Origin of the sequence: Micromonospora sp. NPDC005237 (genome assembly GCF_040607775.1) — a bacterium.
In the GTDB taxonomy this organism is placed as follows: Bacteria; Actinomycetota; Actinomycetes; order Mycobacteriales; family Micromonosporaceae; genus Micromonospora.
The window spans coordinates 38,075-56,758 of record NZ_JBEXHJ010000004.1; the positions used below are offsets into that span (position 1 = coordinate 38,075).

An 18,684-nucleotide genomic window follows, 5' to 3' on the forward strand; every position below is an offset into this window, starting at 1 on the left:
GGGGCCGGCGGCCCGGGGAGTACGCGCCGGACGGGTCCCCGGCGCCGGCCGTGCGGGTCGCTCGCCAGCTGGTCGGGCCGGGGTGCCGCCGCGTGGACCCTCCCCCACGCCACCCGCGCCGGCCGGAGTCGGCGTCGTTCCCCACTCGCCCGGAGCGGGCACGCCCGGCGGGCGGATCGGTCGACGGCCACCGCCGGCCTCCGACTCGCCCGGCTCCTTCGCGCCCGGCCAGGGCTTCGCCACGCGGGAGGCGAGCACGAACTCCTTGCGCAGCGGGTGGCCCTCGAACTCCGGGGGCAGCAGCAGCGGTCGCAGCTCCCCGTGGCCGTCGAAGTCGATGCCGAACATCTCGTGGGTCTCCCGCTCGTGCCAGGCGGCACCCGGGTAGACGTCGACCACCGAGGCCACCGAGGGCGCGTCGCGGGGCACCCGCGTGCGTAGCAGCACGCCGTGTCGCAACCGCGTCGACCAGAGGTGCGCCACCACGTCGAAGCCCTCGGCCAACTCATCGACGGCGGAGAGCCAGTCGAAGAAGTCGCAGGCCAGCTCGCTGTCGTCGCGGGCCGCGCGGACGGCGGCCGACCAACTCGTCGGGGGTACGTCGACGGTGGCCCGGGCGAACCGCTGCCCGCCGGAGACCGACGGGGTCGCCTCGACCGGCGCGAGCAGCGCGACCAGCCGAGCGCCGACCTCTTCCTCAGTCATGCCGCTGATCCTAGGGCGTCGGCCGGGTGCCGACCCGGCCCGCGGTCCACGACCGATCCCCGGTGATCTGCCCGCTTTACTGGGCAGCGGGCCAGTCGGCGGGGAAAGATGAGGGCGTGCGCGCTGTCACTGTGAAACCCGGGGTCGCCAACTCGCTGAGCCTCGCCGAGGATCAGCCGGAGCCGGCGCCCGAGGAAGGCGCGGTCCTGGTCGAGGCACTGGCCGTGGGAATCTGCGGCACCGACCACGAGATCATCGCCGGGGAGTACGGCGAGGCGCCGCCGGGCGCGGACCGCCTGGTCATCGGGCACGAGTCGCTGGGCCGGGTGCTGGAGGACCCGAGCGGCGCCCTGCAACCCGGCGACCTGGTGGCCGGCATCGTCCGGCATCCCGACCCGGTGCCCTGTCCCAACTGCGCGGTCGGCGAGTGGGACATGTGCCGCAACGGTCAGTTCACCGAGCACGGCATCAAGGCGCTACCCGGGTTCGCCCGGGACCGCTGGCGGATCGAGCCCCAGTTCGCGGTCAAGCTGGATCCGGCGCTGGCCCAGGTCGGCGTGCTGTTGGAGCCGACCAGCGTGGTGGCCAAGGCGTGGGACCACATCGAGCGGATCGGCCACCGGGCCGAGTGGCAGCCGCACACGGTCCTGGTGACCGGCGCCGGGCCGATCGGGCTGCTGGCCGCGCTGCTCGGCACCCAGCGCGGGCTCACCGTCCACGTTTTGGACCGGGCCACCGACGGCCCCAAGCCGGAACTGGTCGCCGGGCTCGGCGCCACCTACCACGCGGTGCCGGTCAACGACCTGCCCTTCGAGCCGGACGTGGTGATCGAGTGCACCGGCGCGCCCACGGTCGTCCTCGACGTCATGTGCAAGGCGGCGCCGACCGGCATCGTCTGCCTGGCGGGGGTGTCCAGCGGCGGCCGGAGCATCGACTTCGACGCCGGGGCGCTCAACCGGGCGCTGGTGCTGGAGAACAACGTGGTGTTCGGCTCGGTGAACGCCAACCGGCGACACTGGACCATGGCCGCGCAGGCACTCACCCGCGCCGACCAGGTCTGGCTCTCCTCACTGATCACCCGACGGGTCCCGGTGAACAGGTACGCCGACGCGTACACCTCCGGGCCGGACGACATCAAGGTGGTGCTGGAGTTCGCCTCCTGACCGGCGGCCCGGCGACGTCAGATGCCGGGTAGCCGGCCGTTGCGGAACAGGTCCACGAAGAGCTGGTGATCCTGACGGGCACGCACCCCGTACGCGTGCGCGAAGTCCACCAGGTGGGTGACGAAGCCCGACTCGTCGGTGTCCACGGCGGCGACGATCGCCTCCTCGGTGGAGTAGTCCACCAGGTCGTGACTGGACTCGTCGTCGGCGACCGAGTGCATCCGGGCCACCGCCCGGCCAAGGTCGGCAAGCACCCCGGTCAGCTCGTCCGGCTCGTTGACGTCGGACCAGTCCAGGTCGGCCGCGTACGGGGAGACCTCGGCGACGAGCTGACCGGCGCCGTCCAGCTCGGTGAAGCCCAGCCACGGGTCGGCGTGCGCCTGCAACGCCCGCTGCGACTCGGCGGTCCGGTGACCCTGGTGCTGGAAGTAGCCGCGTACCGAGTCGTCGGTCGAGTAGCGGGCCACCGCCGGGACCTGCGCCTGCTTCATGTAGATCACGACGTCGTTCTCCAGCGCCTGCGTGTGCCCCTCCAGCAGCAGGTTGTACGACGGCAGGCCGGCCGAACCGATGCCGACTCCCTTGCGCAGCACCACGTCCTTGATCCGCGTCGCCACCGGGCGCAGCCGGGCCGAGGCGGTCGGCAGAGTCCCCAGGTACTCCTCGAAGGCGGCGAGAACCCGGTCCCGGGTCTTCCCGTCGACCTCGAAGACCCCGTCTCCGATGGAGAACCGCCGCTCGTAGTTGTCGACGGTGGTCTGCTCGGCGAGCAGGTCGACCCGCGTGTTGAGGCGGGCCTGCTGGAGCACCCGACGCAGCACCCCGTCGGCGTTCTCCAGGGTGATCGAGCCGATGGCGTCGTCTCCGCCGGCGGCGATCGCCCGCAGCTCGGTCAGGTAGGAGCGGGCGAAGCCGGCCACCAGTTCACCGATCACCGTGTCGGAGAGGGCCTTGCTGTAGCCGAGCAGCGCCACGCTGGCCGCGAGCCGGCGCAGGTCCCAGGTGAACGGCCCGACGTACGCCTCGTCGAAGTCGTTGACGTTGAACACCAACTGCCCGGAGGCGTTCATGTAGGTGCCGAAGTTCTCCGCGTGCAGGTCGCCGTGGATCCACACCCGGCCGGTCCGCTCGTCGAGGAAACGGTCGTCGGCGAAGTCGCCACGCTGGTCGGCGTAGAACAGCGCGGCGCTGCCCCGGTAGAAGGCGAACGGCGACGCGGCCATCTTGCGGAACTTGCGGCGGAAGGCCGCCGGGTCGATTGCCATCGACGCGCCGAACTCCTCGGTGAGCACGTCGATGATGTGGGCGGACCGCTGGTCCACGGAATTGCTCATGAGCGCAGGTTAACCGGGCCCGACCAGCCCCCACGTCGAGCAATCGAGCGGTCCCCTCCGCACGGCGGGCCGTTCGTCAGTGTGCGGCGGGTGGGCGGACCGGCGGGGCGGTGAGGGAGTCGACGGAGCGCGGGGCGGCGGCCTCGCGGGGCGGGGCGTCCAGCGGCGCGGCGAGCAGATCCCGCTGCGGCACTCCGCCGATGCCGGACTGTTCGGCGGCGATCTTCTCCTGCAGGCGCAGGATGCCGTGCAGCAGCGCCTCTGGGCGCGGCGGGCAGCCGGGCACGTAGACGTCGACGGGGATGAGCTGGTCGACGCCCTTGGTCACCGAGTACGAGTCCCAGTAGGGGCCGCCGCAGTTGGAGCACGCGCCGAACGAGATGACGTACTTCGGCTCGGGCATCTGGTCGTAGAGCCGCTTGATGGCCGGGGCCATCTTGTCGGTCACGGTGCCGGAGACCACCATGAGATCGGCCTGCCGGGGGCCGTGGGCGAACGGAATCACACCCAGCCGGATGAAGTCGTGCCGACCCATGCTGGTGGCGATGAACTCGATCGCGCAGCAGGCCAGGCCGAAGTTGAACACCCAGAGCGAGTAGCGGCGCCCCCAGTTCAGCACGAACCGGATCGGCTCACCGAGCACTGCCGGTAGCTGCACGGACGTCCCCTCTCCTCATCCCACAGTGAATCACAGCCGCTTGTCACGGACCGGACAGGCAACCCCACCGGTTCGACCGCAACCGGCGGGCGCGGCCGAGTGTGTGACCGGTGCTGGCGAACACGCCGCCTGCGCCCACCACGGGGAGGACGAGTGCTTGTGACGAGAGAAGTACGGGTGGGCGGACCGCCCCCCGACCCGCCGGGAAGCCCCATCCCCGCGACTGCCGAACTGGCCTTCGACGACTTCTACCACGCCCACTTCCGATCGCTGGTGGTGCAGCTCACGGCGTACACCGGTGATCGTGGGCAGGCGCAGGACCTGGTTCAGGAGGCCTTCTGCCGGGCGTACACCCACTGGGGCCGGCTCGCCCGGTACGACGATCCGCTGGCCTGGGTGCGCCGGGTCGCCTGGAACCTCGGCCACAACCGCTGGCGACGGTTGCGGACCGCGCAGGCCTGGCTGCTGCGGCAACGCGAGACACACGTCGCCGAGCCGAGCCCGGACCGGGTCGCCCTCGACACCGCGCTGGCCAAGCTGCCGCCGAAGCAGCGACGGGCTGTCGTGCTGCACTACCTCGCCGACCTGACGGTCGCCGAGATCGCCGCCCAGGAACGGGTCGCCGAGGGGACCGTCAAGTCCTGGCTGCACCGGGGACGGGCGGCCCTCGCGACGCACCTGCGCGACACCAACGAGGAGGTGCGAGATGTCTGAGCAGGAGATCCTCGGCCTCGCCGACGAGTTCACCCACTACCGCCGTACCGTGCTGGCGGAGGTCGAGGTGCCCGGGCCCGCCGCCGTGCGGCGGACGGCAACCGGGCGCGGCCGTCGCCGGCTGGCCACCACCACCGCGACGGTGCTCGCGCTGTTCGGCGGGGCCGCCGTCGGGTACGCGGCGATGAGCGGCCCGGATCGCGAGCCGGGCCCGGTCGACCCCACGCCGACCATCTCCGCGTCGCCCACGCCGAGCGGCACGGCGAGCCCGACCCCCGGCCCGTCCGTCACGAGCGGCAGCCCGACCTCCACCGCCCCGAGCGGGAAGATCAGCCGGGCCCAACTGCTCGGCGCGGCGGTGACCCTGCCCGCGTGGCGAGCCGGGCGGGGATGCCCCACGTCGGGCGTCCGGCTCAGCGGTGACGACCGTGAGGGCGTCAACTGGCTGCTGGCGCTCGACCAGGGGGACGTCGACGGGGACGGCACGGTGGAGGCGGTGGCGCTGGTGCAGTGCGTGCTCGGCTCCGGCGGACCCATGCAGGTGGTCGCCTTCGACCGCGACCAGCAGGGCAAGATCGTCACACTGGGCCGGGTGGTCACGACGAGCATCGACAAGCCGCAGTGGTTGTTCGCCCTCGACGTGGTGGACGACGGCACCGTGCGGGTGCAGGTCGGCGACATCGCGCCCGGTGGTGGCTGGCCCGGTGAGTGGTCACAGCGACAGTGGCGGGGCTACCGCTTCAAGGGCGGGTCCTTCGCGCAGGTCTCCGGGCCGACGAGCTTCGGGCCGAACCCGCACGACGTCAACCTCGTGGTCAGCGCCACGAACCTCGTGCTGGCCGACGCGCCGGACGGCTCCCGGACCGGCACGATCACCGTACGCATCCGCAACGGGGGCGGCGGACCCGCCGCCTACGTGGCCCTGCGGCTCGGCCTACCGGCGGCGGTCCGCCCTGACGGGGACGGCTGGGCGGCCTGCCGCAACGACCCGGAGAAGACCCGGGATCCGCTGACCTGCGACCTGAACCAGCTCGGGGCCGGCAAGGAGGTCCGGCTCACGCTGGGCTTCCGGGTCGCCGCCGGCACCACGGTCGGCACGGGGAAGGCCGACGTGGACGGCCGCCCGATGGACGCGAGCTTCGACTTCGTGCAGGAGGTCTACGACCCGGACAACACGGTGGTGATCACCTACCGTTGAGCCGACCCGACCGGGACGGGACACGGCCGCGCTCACCGAGCGCGGCCGTGTCGGCGTGCCAACCGTCGCGTCCCTCGTGCCGACTGTCAGATTCGCGGCCGTTCGGGCCGCAACCTCGTACGCCGCACTGAAGTGTTACCGGCGCCAGGGCACCGGCCCCGGCGCCAACGGGGAGGGGCAGTGACAGCAACGATGGGAGCCCGCGCCAACGAACCACCGGCGGCGTTGACGGCCGCAGGGCTGAACGCGGCGGCGATCACCTTCGACGACTTCTACCACGCGCACTTCCGGAGCGTGACCGCCCAACTGTGCGCGTACACGGGGGATCTGGGCCACGCTCAGGATCTGGCCCAAGAGGCGTTCTGCCGGGCGCTGGCGCGCTGGGACCGCCTGGTCCGGTACGACGATCCGGTGGCCTGGGTTCGCCGGGTCGCCTGGAACCTGGCCCGCAGCCGCTGGCGTCGGCTGCGCACGGCCCGCAACCACCTTCTGCGCCAGCGGCGCACCGAGGCCGAGGTGGACGGCCCGACACCGGACCGGGTGGCCATCGACGCGGCGCTCGCGCAACTGCCCGCCAACCACCGGCGGGCCGTCATCCTGCACTACCTGGCCGACCTGTCGGTCAATCAGATCGCTCTTCAGGAAGGGGTGGCCGAGGGCACCGTCAAGTCCTGGCTGCACCGCGGCCGGGCCGCCCTTGCCGGACTGCTGGACGAGAACACCGAGGGGGTGTCCGATGTCTGATCTCGAACCGCGACTGCGCGAGCGGTTCACCGCGTACCGCACCGATGTCACCACCCGGGTCGTCGGTCCCGGTCCCGACCAGGCCCGACGCACCCTGCGTCGGCGCCGGCAGACGAGGGTGGTGGCCGTCGCCGCGGCGGCGGTCGTCCTAGTGCTGGCACCGGTCGTCGCCAACGCCGCGCTGAAAGGCGACCGCACGCCGCCGGTCCCGGCCGAGTCCGTCGACCCGACGTCCCCGCCGACGACGGCACCGCCGCCGCCCACACCGTCGGTCAGCCAATCGCCGAATTCCACACCCACGGCCGACCCCGACGCCCCGGACGGCCGGATCAGCCGGACGCAGCTGCTCGCTGCCCGCCTGGACCTGCCGGCCTGGCCGCCGATCGTGCCGTCGACCTGCACCACGTCGAAGGTGCGGCTGGTGACAAGCTCCATCAACAACTACATTCCGCTGCTCACCGACCTGAAGGTGAGCCACGCCGACCTGGACGGGGACGGCGCCGAGGAGACTGTCGCCGCCATCTCCTGCCGGTACGGCGAGGCGTCGGCGAAGCAGGTAGTCGCCTTCGACCGGGACGACAGTGGGCGGATCGTGACGCTCGGCAGAGTCGTGCGGACCACCGACGGTGTCGAGGACATTCGCGGCCTGGAGGTCACCGCGGCCGGTGCGGTCCAGGTGCGGGTGGCCGACCTGCAACCCTGCTGCGACACCCCGTCCTACTGGCCGCAGGAACAGCTGCGCACCTACCGGTTCACGGGGGGCCGGTTCACCCAGACCGACGGTCCCACGAAGTTCGGCAAGGATCCGCGGCTCACCGACCTGCGGCTGAGCATGACTCACACGCTTGTCGACGCCCCGGGTGGCCGCAAGCTGACCACCGTCTTCACCGTGAGGAACGCGGGACCGGTCGATGCGGCACAGGTCGAGCTGCGCGGCTTCAACCTGGGTGAGCCGACGGGTGGCGACTGGTCCCGGTGCGACCCGAAGGTGGCGGCAGCAGACGACAACGACTCGTGCCTGCTGCCGGGGGTGCCGGCCGGTGAGTCGCGGCGCTACACCTTCGTGCACCTGATGCCCGACCGTTCGGGCGCCGACGCGATGACACGGGCCTTCCATGTCACGCACTTCGACGCTCAGGACCGACGGTGGCGCGATCTCAACGACAAGGACAACCGTGTGGAACTGCCCGGCGTGCTCTGAGCGGGACGTCCGCTGCCCCACCCCGATCGGGGTGGGGCACCGGCGTTCAGTCGTCCGAACCCCAGGTGGGGCGTTGCAGCAGACCGACGAACTCGACCAGCAGGCGTTCGCGCAGCGCCGGCGGGGCGGCGTCGAGCAGCGTGTTCACCAGCGCCATCCGGTCCGGCAGAGGCCCCGCCGCACCTGTGTCGGCCCCGCCACCCAGGCCGAGCCCGGCGGCCAGGCCGACCACCACCTCCGGGGTCAGCGCCTCGGGGGTGAGGGCGCCAACCAGGGACGCCAACTCGGCGGGCAGCCGCACCGGGCCGGCCGCGTGGGCCGCCGCCACCGCGGCGGCGAGATCCGGGCCGAACTCCGCCACCCGGGGCGCGACCGAGGCGGTCACCGTGAGGTGCACGCTGGCCGGCAGACCGGCGTACGACAGCTGGGGCTGGGTGTGCCAGCCACGCGCGGTCAGCTCGTCCACCAGGACGAACAGGTCGGGTCCATCCTCGGTGGCGGTGAAGCAGACCACTGTCGACTCCGGCTCGGCCAGCAGCCGCAGACCGTCGACGGCGCGGACCGCGTCGGCCAGGCCGGCGACCGCGTCCCGGGTCACGGCGGCCAGTCGCAGGTAGCCGGCGTCGCCGAGGTGCCGCAGGGTGGCGTACGCGGCGGCGATCGGCCCGCCCGAGCGGGTGGACGCGATCACCGGATTGATCATGGTGTAGCCCGGCCAGTCCGCGTACGCGAAGTACTGCGGGGCGCGTCCCGCGGCGTCGCGGTGCAGCAGCACCGACACGCCCTTCGGCGCGTACGCGTACTTGTGCAGGTCGACCGAGATGGAGGCGACCCCGGGCACCGTGAAGTCGAACGCCGGCACCGGCTCGCCGAGACGACGCAGGTACGGCAGGGTCCAGCCGCCGAAGCAGGCGTCGACGTGACAGCGCACCCCGGCGTCGGCGGCCACGGCGGCGATCTCGGCCACCGGGTCCACCACCCCGTGCGCGTACGAGGGCGCGGAGCAGGCGACAAGCACCGTCTCCGGGCGGATCGCGGCGGCCATCGCGGCCGGGTCGGGGCGCAGAGTGTCCACCGAGACCGGCACCACGTCCAGCGCCACCCGCAGGTAGTGCGCCGCCTTGGCGAACGCGGCGTGGGCGCTCGCCGGCACCACGATCCGGGGTGCGGTGATCTCCGGGTGGGCGTCCCGGGCCGCCTTGACGGCGAGGATCAGCGATTCGGTGCCGCCGCTGGTGACGCTGCCGACCACGTCGGGTGCGGTCGTGCCCGGCCCGCCGCCGAGCACCCGGCCGGCAGCGCCGACGAGCGCGTTCTCCATGGCCAGCAGGGACGGGAACGCGGTCGGGTCGAGCCCGTTGACGTGCGCGCTCTCCCGGTGCGCGGCGGCGGCGAGGTCGTCGAGCCCTGGCACCGCCGGGTCGTACACGTACGCGAACAGCCGCCCGCCGTGGGTGGGCCGGTCGCCCGCGCGCAGCCGTCGAACCTCCGCCAGCGCGACGTCCGCGGCCACCCCGTCGCGGGACAGCGCCCCCGCCCCGACCGTGTTCTCGTCGATCATGGAATCGTCGTGCCCTTCTCGATGCGGCCCACCGCCGTGGTGTGCTGGCCCCGCGTGGAGGCCAGGACGGCGGGGGTCAGGGTGTAGCGGCGCAGGAGCAGGATCGGCGGGCCCAGCAACAGGGCCGGGATGATCGTGAAGCCGAGGAGAACGCCCAGTCGCGCCGTGTCGGACTGGGCGGCAGCCGTGCCGGTGTCGGAGGAGACGTAGCCGGAGAGCTGGAGCACCAGCCCGTACACGCCCGGGCCGAGGGCCAGGCCGAGGGTCTCCCCGGCGGTCCACAGGCCGGTGAAGACGCCCGCCTGCCGGCGGCCGGTCCGCGCCGTGTCGTACGCGATGCAGTCCGGGAGCATGGCCAGCGCGAACACCTGCTGCCCGGCGTACCCGACGCCGATGACCGCGACCACCAGGTAGACGACGACCAGGGGCAGCAGCGGGGCGGCGACCAGGGCGAGCGCCCCGGCGGCGAGGATCAGCCCGGCGGCGACCAGGGCCGACCGCTTGCCCAACCGGGCGCCGACGCGGGACCAGAGCGGCATCACCAGCAGCGCCGGCCCGACGAAGCAGGCGAAGAGGAGGGTCGGCCCACTCTGCTCGTCGCGCAGGATCTGCCCGGCGAAGTAGTTGACCCCGGCGAGGATGGTCGCCACGCCGGCGGACTGCACCACGAAGCAGACCAGCAGCGCCCGGAACGGCCGGTTGGCGGCCGCCACGGCGAGCTGGGCGCGCAGTGTCGGCTCGCTGGCGCCTACCACGCCACCGGGCGCGGACCGGGTGCCGAGGAACGCGCCGAGGGCGCCGACGACTATGAGCGCCGCCACGAACAGGCCCATCCAGCGGTGCCCGGGCACGCCGTCGCCGCCGACCCTCACGACCAGCGGGGCCACCGCGCCGGAGACCAGGATGGTCAGCGCCAGCACGGCGATCCGCCAGGTCATCAGCCGCGTGCGCTCGGCGTAGTCGTCGGTCATCTCGGCGGGCATCGCCACGTACGGCACCTGGAAGAAGGCGAACGCGGTGGCCGTGGCGAGGAAGGCGAGCGCCACGTACGCCGCGGCGGCCGGCCCGTTGCCGAACGGCGCGGCGAAGATGGCCGCGAAGAGCACGGCGAGCGCGAGACCGGCGACGAGCAGGTACGGCCGGCGTGCGCCCCAGCGCGACCGGGTGCGGTCGGAAATCCGCCCGGCGACCGGGTTGACCAGCACGTCCCATGCCTTGGGCAGCAGGACCAGCAGGGCGGCGAGCCCGGCGGCCACGCCGAGCGTGTCGGTCAGGTACGGCAGCAGCAGCAGACCGGGCACCGTGCCGAACGCGCCGGTGGCCAGCGAGCCGAGCGCGTACCCGGCGTGTACCGGGCGGGGCAGCCGACCGGCGGCGGGCAGGCTGGCCGCATCCGGGCCGACGGCGGGCAGGCCGGCGGCGCCCGGCGGCTGGTTCATGGGGCCGAATGTTACTCACGTTATGCGGCAGGTCACATCCCCTCATCCGGCGACCAACCGGCCACCGAAATGTCCACGCCCTCGCCGCGCAACGGGACCCCCTCGGCCCGCAGCCGGGCCCGCGCCTCCCGCTCGTGACCCGGTGGAAGCCGGCCACCAGCGGTCACCACCCGGTGCCAGGGCACCGAGCCGCCGTGCCGGGCCATGATGGAACCCACCAGGCGCGCGGAGGAACGGCCCGAGCGCTCGGCCAGGGCGTCGGCGACCCCGCCGTACGACATCACCCGACCCTGCGGGATCCGCTCCACCAGGTCCAGCACCGCCTCGACGTACTCGTCAGGAGTCACAATCGGCCACCATATGGGAACGCCGCCGGGCGACGCGGGCGTGACCACGCAGAATGGGCGGGTGCGCGACGCAGTCACGGCCGCCCGACGGGTCGTCGTCAAGATCGGATCCTCCTCGTTGACCACCGCCACCGGCGGCCTGGCCGACGAGCGGGTCGACGCGCTGGTCGACACCCTGGGCCGACTCGCCGCCGAGGGACGCGAGGTCGTGCTGGTCTCGTCGGGCGCGATCGCCGCCGGCCTCGCCCCGCTCGGGCTGATCCGACGTCCGCGCGACCTGGCCACCCAGCAGGCCGCCGCCAGCGTCGGCCAGGGCCTGCTGATCGGCCGGTACGCGGCCAGCTTCGCCCGGCACGGCCGCACCGTCGGGCAGGTGCTGCTCACCGTCGACGACGTGACCCGGCGGGCGCACTACCGCAACGCGTACCGCACGCTGCGCAAACTGCTCGACCTGCACGCGGTCCCGATCGTCAACGAGAACGACACGGTGGCCACCGAGGAGATCCGGTTCGGCGACAACGACCGCCTGGCCGCCCTGGTGGCCGCGCTGGTGCACGCCGACCTGCTGGTGCTCCTCTCCGACGTGGACGCACTCTGGACGGGCGACCCGGCCCGCCCGCAGTCGACCCGGATCCCGGAGGTCCGCAGCGACGAGGACCTCGCCGGGATCACCATCGGCGGCGCCGGCCGGTCCGGGGTCGGCACCGGCGGCATGGTGACCAAGGTCGAGGCGGCCCGGATCGCCACCGGCTTCGGCATCCCCGTGGTGCTCACCTCCGCCGACCTAGCCACGTCGGCGCTGGCCGGCGAGCCCGTCGGCACGCTGTTCCATCCGCAGCGGCAGCGCCCGACGGCCCGGCTGTTCTGGCTGGCCCACGCCACCTCGCCCCGAGGGCGGCTGCACCTGGACCCGGGCGCGGTGGCCGCCGTCGTCGGGCGGCGCAAGTCGCTGCTGCCCGCCGGCATCACCGCCGTGGACGGCACGTTCACCGCCGGCGACCCGGTGGACCTGGTCGACACCGCCGGCGCCCCGGTCGCCCGTGGCCTGGTCAACTACGACGCGGTGGAACTGCCCGGGCTGCTCGGTCGCTCCACCTCCGAACTCGCCGCGGCGCTCGGCCCGGCGTACGAACGGGAGGTCGTCCACCGCGACGACCTCGTACTGCTGTAAGCCAACCGCCCAGCTGAGGAGTAGTCGATGAGTGAGCGCCAGCGAATGAATCATCAGCTCAGGGCGTCGGTGCCTCAGGACGGCACGGAGCGAAGCGGAGTGCCGGCATGAGCGTCGTCGAGCAGGCGCGACGGGCGCGGGACGCCGCCGCCGACCTGGCCGTGGCCACCCGTACGGTCAAGGACGCCGCGCTGGTGGCGATGGCCGACGCGCTGGTGGCGCGTACCCCGGAGATCCTGACCGCGAACGAGACGGACCTGGCGGCCGGCCGGGAGGCCGGGCTGAGCGCGGCCGTGCTGGACCGGCTCGCCCTCGACGCGGGCCGGGTGGCCGGCATAGCCGACGCGCTGCGCCAGATGGCCGCGCTGCCCGACCCGGTCGGCGAGGTGGTCCGCGGCTCGACGCTGCCCAACGGCCTGGAGCTGCGCCAGATCCGGGTGCCGTTCGGGGTGGTCGGCATCATCTACGAGGCACGCCCGAACGTGACCGTGGACGCCGCCGGGATCTGCCTCAAGTCCGGCAACGCGGCGCTGCTGCGCGGGTCGTCCTCGGCCGCGCACTCCAACGCCGCGCTGGTCGCGGTGCTGCGCGACGCGATCGCCGACGCCGGCCTGCCGGCCGACGCGGTGCAGCTGCTCGACGCCAGCTCCCGCGACTCGGTCAAGGAGCTGATGCGCGCCCGAGGGCTGGTCGACGTGCTCATCCCGCGTGGCGGCGCGTCGCTGATCCGCACCGTGGTCGAGGAGTCGACGGTGCCGGTGATCGAGACCGGGGTGGGCAACTGCCACGTCTACGTCGACGCCGCCGCGGACGTGGCGAAGGCCGTCGCGGTCACGCTGAACGCCAAGACGCAGCGCCTGTCCACCTGCAACACCGCCGAATCGCTGCTGGTGCACACGGACGTCGCCGACGCGTTCCTGCCGCCGATGCTGGCCGCGTTCGCCGAGGCCGGCGTGACCGTGCACGGCTCCCCCGAGGTGACCGCGTACTCCGCCGCCGTGGTCCCGGCGACCGAGGAGGACTTCGCCACCGAGTACCTGTCGGCCGACATCTCGGTCGCGGTGGTCGACTCGCTGGACGCGGCGGTCGCGCACATCCGCCGCTTCGGCACCGGGCACACCGAGGCGATCCTCACCGACTCGGCGAGCGCGGCCCGCGACTTCGTCGCCCGTGTCGACGCGGCGGCGGTCATGGTGAACGCCTCGACCCGGTTCACCGACGGGGGCGAGTTCGGCTTCGGGGCGGAGATCGGCATCTCGACGCAGAAGCTGCACGCCCGGGGCCCGATGGGCCTGCCCGAGCTGACCAGCACCAAGTACGTCGTCACCGGGGACGGGCACCTGCGCTAGGGCCGATGTCAGCCCGGCTGCGCGGCGGCTCCGGCCGCCGCCGGTCGGGCGGCCCGGATCGCGGACAGCGTGGCGTGCACGTCGAACTGGTGACCGTCGTCGCTCTCCCAACCCCCGTCGCTGCGCTGGGTCTCGGCGAGCCGCCGCAGGGCCCGCACCATGATCCAGTCGTGCAGGTCGATGCCGACCCGGCGCAGCGTGGCCCCCAGCCAGGCCACGTCGCCCGGCGACATCGTGGGCATCCGTTCGGCGAGCACCACCTGGATCCGCGCCGACTCCTGGAACATCTCCTGACGGTGCAGCACGGCGGCGCTCAGCCAGCCCGCCGCGAGGAACGACGGCCAACTGCCGTCCGGGCGCAACCGCGCGACGATCGACTGGGCCGCCGCCTGCACCACACCGGCGTACGCCCCGCCGACCCGGTGATCGAGCGGACCCGAGGCGCGGGCGTCCAGGCCGGCGACGGTCAGCCAGAAGCCGGCGTTGGCGGTGAGGAAGAGTTTGGCCTCCGGATCGCCGGGGCGGGCCCACTCCGGGGCCGAGCCGGTCAGCGAGAGGTCCTCGTCCCAGCCGCCGTCGGCCTGCTGCCGGGACGCCAACCAGTCCAGTGCCCGGCGGGCGGCGGGACGGCCCAGCGCGCCCAGGTCGTCCAGCTCGGCGAGGCGGAAGCAGGTGGCGTCGACCGAGGCGACCTCGCCACCCCAGCTCGCCGGCCAGCCGCCGTCCGACGACTGGCCGATCTCGGCCGTCTCCAACAGCTCCGGCGGCACCGGCGTGCCGTTGCGCAGCCAGGAGAGGCGGGCGCGTTCCACCGCGTCCCCATGCGCCACGACGAACCCGATCGCGGCTTCCAAGTCGACCACGGCGGTGACGCTACCTGCGCAGACACGATCCCGCCTCGGGGAATCGGCCAGCTGGAAATGGCTGCGTCGCTCCGGCCGGAGCGCCGTACGGAGGCACTTGCGTCGATTTACCGCCGTCGGCCGCGGTGTGTAGAACCGCGCCGGGGCGGCGCCGCGTGGCGTCGCCCCGGTGGGCCGGTCAGTACGCGGGCAGTGCCGGGTCGATCTGCTTGATCCAGGAGAGCACGCCGCCCTGCACGTGCACGGCGTCGCGGAACCCGGCCGCCTTGAGCGCGGCGAGCGCCTCCGCCGAGCGGACACCGGACTTGCAGTGCAGCACGATCTGCTTGTCCTGCGGGAGCTTCGCCAGCGCCTCGCCAGAGATGATGTCGCCCTTGGGGATGAGGGTGGAGCCGGGGATCCGCACGATCTCGTACTCGGCCGGCTCCCGCACGTCGACGAGGAAGATGTCCTTGCCGGCGTCCTGCCACTCCTTCAGCTCCAGGGCGGTGATGGTCGAGTCGAGCGTCGCCTCCTGGGCCTCCTCGGAGACCGCGCCGCAGAAGTCCTCGTAGTCTTCCAGCAGGTCGGTGACGGTCGGGTTCTCGCCGCAGAGCACGCAGTTCGGGTCCTTCCGAACCTTGATCTTGCGATACTCCATCTCCAGGGCGTCGTAGACCATCAGGCGGCCGACCAGCGGCTCACCGATGCCGGTGAGCAGCTTGATGGCCTCGTTCACCTGGATCGAGCCGATCGACGCGCAGAGCACGCCGAGCACGCCTCCCTCGGCGCAGGACGGGACCATGCCGGGCGGCGGCGGCTCCGGGTAGAGGCACCGGTAGCAGGGGCCGTGCTCAGCCCAGAACACCGACGCCTGGCCGTCGAAGCGGTAGATCGAGCCCCAGACGTACGGCTTGCCGAGCAGCACCGCCGCGTCGTTGACCATGTACCGGGTGGCGAAGTTGTCGGTGCCGTCGACGATCAGGTCGTACTGGGCGAAGATCTCGCGGACGTTCTCGCGGTCCAACGCGGTGTTGTGGATCTCCACGTTGACCAGCGGGTTGATCTCGCGGATCGACGCGGCGGCGGACTCGGCCTTGGAACGGCCGACGTCGGACACGCCGTGGATGACCTGGCGCTGGAGGTTCGACTCGTCGACGGTGTCGAAGTCGATGATGCCGAGGGTGCCGACCCCCGCCGCGGCGAGGTAGAGCAGGGCGGGCGACCCGAGGCCACCGGCGCCGACACAGAGCACCCGGGCGTTCTTCAGCCGCTTCTGCCCGGCCACCCCGACGTCCGGGATGATCAGGTGGCGCGAGTAGCGGCGGATTTCGTCAACGGTCAGCTCGGCGGCGGGCTCGACGAGCGGGGGCAACGACACGGTGAACTCCCCGGGATCGGCGGTGTGACCGCGCCATTGTTGCTCGCCCGGGCCACTCTCGGCCATGAGGGAGGACACGTGGCCCGCGATGCGGGAGGGGAATAACCGGCGGCCGGTCGCTCAGGGGACGATGTCGCCGCCGTAGCGACGGCCGTCGAGGTACGGCCAGGCGTTGGCCAGGCAGCCCTGCAACCCGTACGTCTGCTGCTGCATCACCGGTGCGGGCTCCCCCGGGCCGGGGCATGCCTCGTGCTGCTCGCCGAACTCGTGGCCGACCTCGTGGTTGATGACGTAGGTGCGGTACGTCTCCAGCGGGGCCCCGTAGTCGGGCACCGCCTCCTGCCAGCGGGCCAGGTTGATGATGACCTGGCCGGGCAGCCGGCAGGAGGTGTAGCGCTCGGTGGTCAACCCGCCCTCGGCGCACATCCGCTCCGACGTGACCGGGGTGGCGAGGTAGACGGTGAAGTCGGCGGCATCGACGTCGGCCACCCGCTGCACCCGCAGCTCACCGGAGGCGATCCAGCTGCGCGGGTCGGCCAGCACCTCGTCCACTTGCGCGGCGAACGCGTCGGCGTCCTGACCGCTGCCCCGTTCGACCACGACCCGGTAGCGGCGCAGCGGTCCGTCCGTACCGTGCACCACCGTTCCCCCGTCGGCGACGGTGAAGCGTCCCGCGCCGACCGACGGGTAGCCGCTGGGCACCGGGTGGGCCTCCCCGCCGCCCAGGCCCATTCCGCCCTGGGTCGGGGTGGGCGGTACGTCGGCCGTCGGTTCGTCGCCCCGCGTCGCGGTCACGCCGACTGCGGTGGCGGTGGCGGCCACGAGCAGGCCGAGCAGCAGGCTGCGGCGTCGACGGCGGCGCATCCGCAGCACCGTGGGACGCGCACCCTCGTACGCGGACCGGTCGGGCGCCTCGGGCGGGCCGTAAGGGGACGACGGCGTCATGACGTCCAGCCTGCCAGATTATTCGGGCAATTCTCCGCTTTTAGCTTCTATTGCCGCAATACCCCTCATGGGGCCGGTTGTCTCAGAGAGCCGGGCCGGCGTAGCGCCGACCGTCGACGTACGGCCACGGGTTGACCCGACACCCGTCGAGAAAGAGGGTCTGCTGCATCATCACCGGCGCCGGACGCCCCGCGCCCGGGCAGCGCTCGTGCCGGTGCCCGAGCTGGTGACCCACCTCGTGGTTGACCACGTACGTCCGGTAGACCGCCAGCGGCACGCCCGCCGACACGTAGTGCGGCACCGACAACCGCCACCGATCCAGATTGATGATCACCTGGCCGGGCGCGCGGCAGGAGGTGTACGGCCGCCCGCCGATCCGGATGTCCACGCCACCCTCGGCGCACATCCGGCCCGCCGTACGGGCGGTCGCCAGGTAGACGGTGAAGTCCCGGGGAGCGTCCCCCGGGACCTGCTGCAACCGCAGCCGGCCGCTGTCGACCCAACTGCCCGGCCCGGCGAGCGCCACCTGGACGGCCTGCGCGAACGCGGCGATGTCCTCGTTGCTGCCCGACTCGACCGCCACCCGGTAGCGGCGCAGCTCACCCGCCCGGCCCAGCACCGGGCCGGCGTGGTCGTCGTGGCTGAACCGGCCGGTACCCGCGGTCGGCACCGCACCGGGCAACCGCAGCACCGGCGACGGGCTCGGCGACGCGGCGGTGGCGGTCGGTGACGGATCCGCCGACGGCGGCAGCGGCCCGGCCGCCGACGGCGGCAGCGGCCCGGCCACCAGCGGCGGCCCGATCTCGTCGGCAGTCAGCCGATCCGGTGGCACCCCCGGACCCTCGGCGATCACGGTCACCGCCGCGCCGACAGCCAGCACCACCGCCACCAGCTGGGCGATCAGTGCGAGGCGACGGCGGCGGCGAGCGGACCTGAACATCCCGGTCAGCCTGCCAGATCGGACGGCCGAGCGGCCTCCTCCGTTTCGGCGAGCAGGCCGACCACCGCCCGGGCGACCAGCCGGGGAACCTCCAGCTGAGCCACGTGACCGACACCGCCGAGCATCAGCAGGCGGCTGTCCGGGATGACCCGGGCGGTCTGGGGCGCGACGCGAACGTCGACCAGCCGGTCCTGCCGGCCACCCACCACAAGCGTCGGCGCGCGCACCGCCCCGGCGAGCCGCCACAGCGAGCCCGGCCCCGGCAGATACGCCCGCAGGAAGCTGGAGACCAGCCCCCGGAACGTCCGGACGTACGCGGCCGCGTAGTGCTCCGCCTCGTACCGGACCCGGATCTCCTCCAACGCCTCGGCCCGGCGCTGCGCACAGATGCGGCTGAGGTCGGCGACGCACGCCTCCAACACCTGCTGGGCCATCACCTCGGGCGCGAGTTGGGTGAGCCGCCGGGCGACCAGCCGTTCACCGCGCGGAATGGCCAGCACCGGCAGCATCCTGCCCTGCAACGACCGCCGGAAGTCCAGAAACGGCAGCGCCGGAGAGATCAGGGTGAGGGTGCGGACCAGGTCGGGCCGCAGCCCCGCCACCTGGACCGAGACCGCGCCACCCAGCGAGTTGCCGAACAGGTGCACCGGCCCCCGACCGGAGTGCTCGATCCACCGGATCACCAGGTCGGCGAAGGCCGGGATCGTGTAGCGCGGGCCCGGCTCGCTGCGGCCGAACCCGGGCAGGTCGATGGCCTGGCCGTCCAGCCGGTCGGCGAGCAGGCCGGCCAGGTCGGTCCAGTTCTGCGACGAGCCGCCCAGCCCGTGCACGTACAGCGCCGGCTCCGCGTCGACGGTCGTCGCCGGAGTGTCCCGCACATAGGTGACGACGCCGTCGAGGCGGACCTCCCGGCCCGGCCACGGCGGCGGCACACCGACCTCGGGGAGGAGGTGGTCCGGCCAGAGGGAGGCGCGCTTCATCCTCCCAGTCTG

General features: G+C 73.1%; 17 protein-coding genes and 1 pseudogene. 7 read left to right on the plus strand and 11 right to left on the minus strand.

Annotation, left to right across the window (positions count from 1 at the left end):
* Positions 1–138 precede the first annotated feature (138 nt).
* Positions 139–705, minus strand: a pseudogene (locus ABZT87_RS12600) (NADH-quinone oxidoreductase subunit C); the annotation flags it as partial.
* A 116-nt stretch (positions 706–821) separates the two neighbouring features.
* Between ABZT87_RS12600 and ABZT87_RS12605 the strand changes: the two are divergent.
* Positions 822–1,868, plus strand: a complete 1,047-nt coding sequence (locus ABZT87_RS12605) for a glucose 1-dehydrogenase (protein ID WP_355067709.1) — start codon at positions 822–824, stop codon at positions 1,866–1,868.
* Positions 1,869–1,885: 17 nt separating this feature from the next.
* Here the strand turns inward: ABZT87_RS12605 and ABZT87_RS12610 are convergent, their stop codons facing one another.
* Both ABZT87_RS12610 and ABZT87_RS12615 read right to left on the minus strand, forming a co-directional pair.
* A complete protein-coding gene (locus tag ABZT87_RS12610; protein WP_354854367.1) occupies positions 1,886–3,202 on the minus strand; it encodes a DUF2252 domain-containing protein in 1,317 nt (438 codons plus the stop codon).
* Between the two features lie 76 nt (positions 3,203–3,278).
* Entirely contained in the window at positions 3,279–3,860 is a 582-nt protein-coding gene (locus tag ABZT87_RS12615) for an NADH-quinone oxidoreductase subunit B family protein (protein ID WP_354854368.1), read from the minus strand.
* A gap of 177 nt (positions 3,861–4,037) precedes the next feature.
* Here ABZT87_RS12615 and ABZT87_RS12620 point away from each other — a divergent pair, with 177 nt between their 5' ends.
* From ABZT87_RS12620 to ABZT87_RS12635, 4 genes are all read left to right on the plus strand, one after another.
* Positions 4,038–4,574, plus strand: coding sequence for a SigE family RNA polymerase sigma factor (locus tag ABZT87_RS12620; RefSeq protein ID WP_354854369.1), 537 nt, complete (start codon positions 4,038–4,040; stop codon positions 4,572–4,574).
* Positions 4,567–5,772, plus strand: a complete 1,206-nt coding sequence (locus tag ABZT87_RS12625) for a hypothetical protein (protein ID WP_355067710.1) — start codon at positions 4,567–4,569, stop codon at positions 5,770–5,772. The genes ABZT87_RS12620 and ABZT87_RS12625 overlap by 8 nt, the downstream gene beginning before the upstream one ends.
* A gap of 180 nt (positions 5,773–5,952) precedes the next feature.
* Positions 5,953–6,516: a SigE family RNA polymerase sigma factor gene (locus ABZT87_RS12630; RefSeq protein WP_354854373.1), complete on the plus strand. Its 564-nt coding sequence runs from the start codon at positions 5,953–5,955 to the stop codon at positions 6,514–6,516.
* Positions 6,509–7,717, plus strand: a complete 1,209-nt coding sequence (locus ABZT87_RS12635; RefSeq protein ID WP_354854375.1) for a hypothetical protein — start codon at positions 6,509–6,511, stop codon at positions 7,715–7,717. Before ABZT87_RS12630 ends, ABZT87_RS12635 begins: the two co-directional genes overlap by 8 nt.
* A 46-nt stretch (positions 7,718–7,763) precedes the next feature.
* Here ABZT87_RS12635 and ABZT87_RS12640 read toward each other — a convergent pair whose 3' ends face one another.
* From ABZT87_RS12640 to ABZT87_RS12650, 3 genes are read right to left on the minus strand one after another with little or no spacing between them, the layout of a single operon-like run.
* On the minus strand, positions 7,764–9,278 hold the full coding sequence (locus tag ABZT87_RS12640; protein WP_355135473.1) for an aminotransferase class V-fold PLP-dependent enzyme: 1,515 nt from the start codon (positions 9,276–9,278) through the stop codon (positions 7,764–7,766).
* On the minus strand, positions 9,275–10,717 hold the full coding sequence (locus ABZT87_RS12645) for an MFS transporter (RefSeq protein ID WP_355135475.1): 1,443 nt from the start codon (positions 10,715–10,717) through the stop codon (positions 9,275–9,277). Before ABZT87_RS12645 ends, ABZT87_RS12640 begins: the two co-directional genes overlap by 4 nt.
* 32 nt (positions 10,718–10,749) lie before the next feature.
* The gene (locus ABZT87_RS12650; RefSeq protein WP_354854381.1) at positions 10,750–11,064 is read right to left on the minus strand and encodes an MGMT family protein; all 315 of its coding nucleotides are present in this window, start codon (positions 11,062–11,064) and stop codon (positions 10,750–10,752) included.
* 13 nt (positions 11,065–11,077) lie between these two features.
* Between ABZT87_RS12650 and proB the strand changes: the two genes are divergently transcribed.
* Both proB and ABZT87_RS12660 read left to right on the plus strand, forming a co-directional pair.
* Complete coding sequence (gene proB / locus ABZT87_RS12655; RefSeq protein ID WP_354854383.1) at positions 11,078–12,235, plus strand: glutamate 5-kinase; 1,158 nt, start codon at positions 11,078–11,080, stop codon at positions 12,233–12,235.
* A gap of 107 nt (positions 12,236–12,342) precedes the next feature.
* Positions 12,343–13,584: a glutamate-5-semialdehyde dehydrogenase gene (locus ABZT87_RS12660; RefSeq protein WP_355135477.1), complete on the plus strand. Its 1,242-nt coding sequence runs from the start codon at positions 12,343–12,345 to the stop codon at positions 13,582–13,584.
* Positions 13,585–13,592: 8 nt separating this feature from the next.
* Here the strand turns inward: ABZT87_RS12660 and ABZT87_RS12665 are convergent, their stop codons facing one another.
* From ABZT87_RS12665 to ABZT87_RS12685, 5 genes are all read right to left on the minus strand, one after another.
* Entirely contained in the window at positions 13,593–14,498 is a 906-nt protein-coding gene (locus ABZT87_RS12665) for a prenyltransferase/squalene oxidase repeat-containing protein (RefSeq protein WP_355067743.1), read from the minus strand.
* A gap of 127 nt (positions 14,499–14,625) precedes the next feature.
* Positions 14,626–15,873, minus strand: a complete 1,248-nt coding sequence (moeZ, locus tag ABZT87_RS12670) for an adenylyltransferase/sulfurtransferase MoeZ (protein ID WP_354854564.1) — start codon at positions 15,871–15,873, stop codon at positions 14,626–14,628.
* A gap of 54 nt (positions 15,874–15,927) precedes the next feature.
* Positions 15,928–16,752, minus strand: a complete 825-nt coding sequence (locus tag ABZT87_RS12675; protein WP_355135479.1) for a DUF3152 domain-containing protein — start codon at positions 16,750–16,752, stop codon at positions 15,928–15,930.
* An 82-nt stretch (positions 16,753–16,834) separates the two neighbouring features.
* On the minus strand, positions 16,835–17,692 hold the full coding sequence (locus ABZT87_RS12680) for a DUF3152 domain-containing protein (protein WP_355135481.1): 858 nt from the start codon (positions 17,690–17,692) through the stop codon (positions 16,835–16,837).
* Positions 17,693–17,697: 5 nt separating this feature from the next.
* Positions 17,698–18,672, minus strand: a complete 975-nt coding sequence (locus ABZT87_RS12685; protein ID WP_355067723.1) for an alpha/beta hydrolase — start codon at positions 18,670–18,672, stop codon at positions 17,698–17,700.
* Positions 18,673–18,684 lie beyond the last annotated feature (12 nt).

Coding starts and splice junctions, on each gene's coding strand:
- ABZT87_RS12625 (WP_355067710.1), top strand. CDS start 4,567: ATGTCTGAGCAGGAGATCCTCGGCCTCGCCGACGAGTTCACCCACTAC.
- ABZT87_RS12635 (WP_354854375.1), top strand. CDS start 6,509: ATGTCTGATCTCGAACCGCGACTGCGCGAGCGGTTCACCGCGTACCGC.
- ABZT87_RS12685 (WP_355067723.1), bottom strand. CDS start 18,672: ATGAAGCGCGCCTCCCTCTGGCCGGACCACCTCCTCCCCGAGGTCGGT.
- ABZT87_RS12680 (WP_355135481.1), bottom strand. CDS start 17,692: ATGTTCAGGTCCGCTCGCCGCCGCCGTCGCCTCGCACTGATCGCCCAG.
- ABZT87_RS12675 (WP_355135479.1), bottom strand. CDS start 16,752: ATGACGCCGTCGTCCCCTTACGGCCCGCCCGAGGCGCCCGACCGGTCC.
- proB (WP_354854383.1), top strand. CDS start 11,078: ATGGGAACGCCGCCGGGCGACGCGGGCGTGACCACGCAGAATGGGCGG.
- moeZ (WP_354854564.1), bottom strand. CDS start 15,873: ATGGCCGAGAGTGGCCCGGGCGAGCAACAATGGCGCGGTCACACCGCC.
- ABZT87_RS12660 (WP_355135477.1), top strand. CDS start 12,343: ATGAGCGTCGTCGAGCAGGCGCGACGGGCGCGGGACGCCGCCGCCGAC.
- ABZT87_RS12610 (WP_354854367.1), bottom strand. CDS start 3,202: ATGAGCAATTCCGTGGACCAGCGGTCCGCCCACATCATCGACGTGCTC.
- ABZT87_RS12640 (WP_355135473.1), bottom strand. CDS start 9,278: ATGATCGACGAGAACACGGTCGGGGCGGGGGCGCTGTCCCGCGACGGG.
- ABZT87_RS12645 (WP_355135475.1), bottom strand. CDS start 10,717: ATGAACCAGCCGCCGGGCGCCGCCGGCCTGCCCGCCGTCGGCCCGGAT.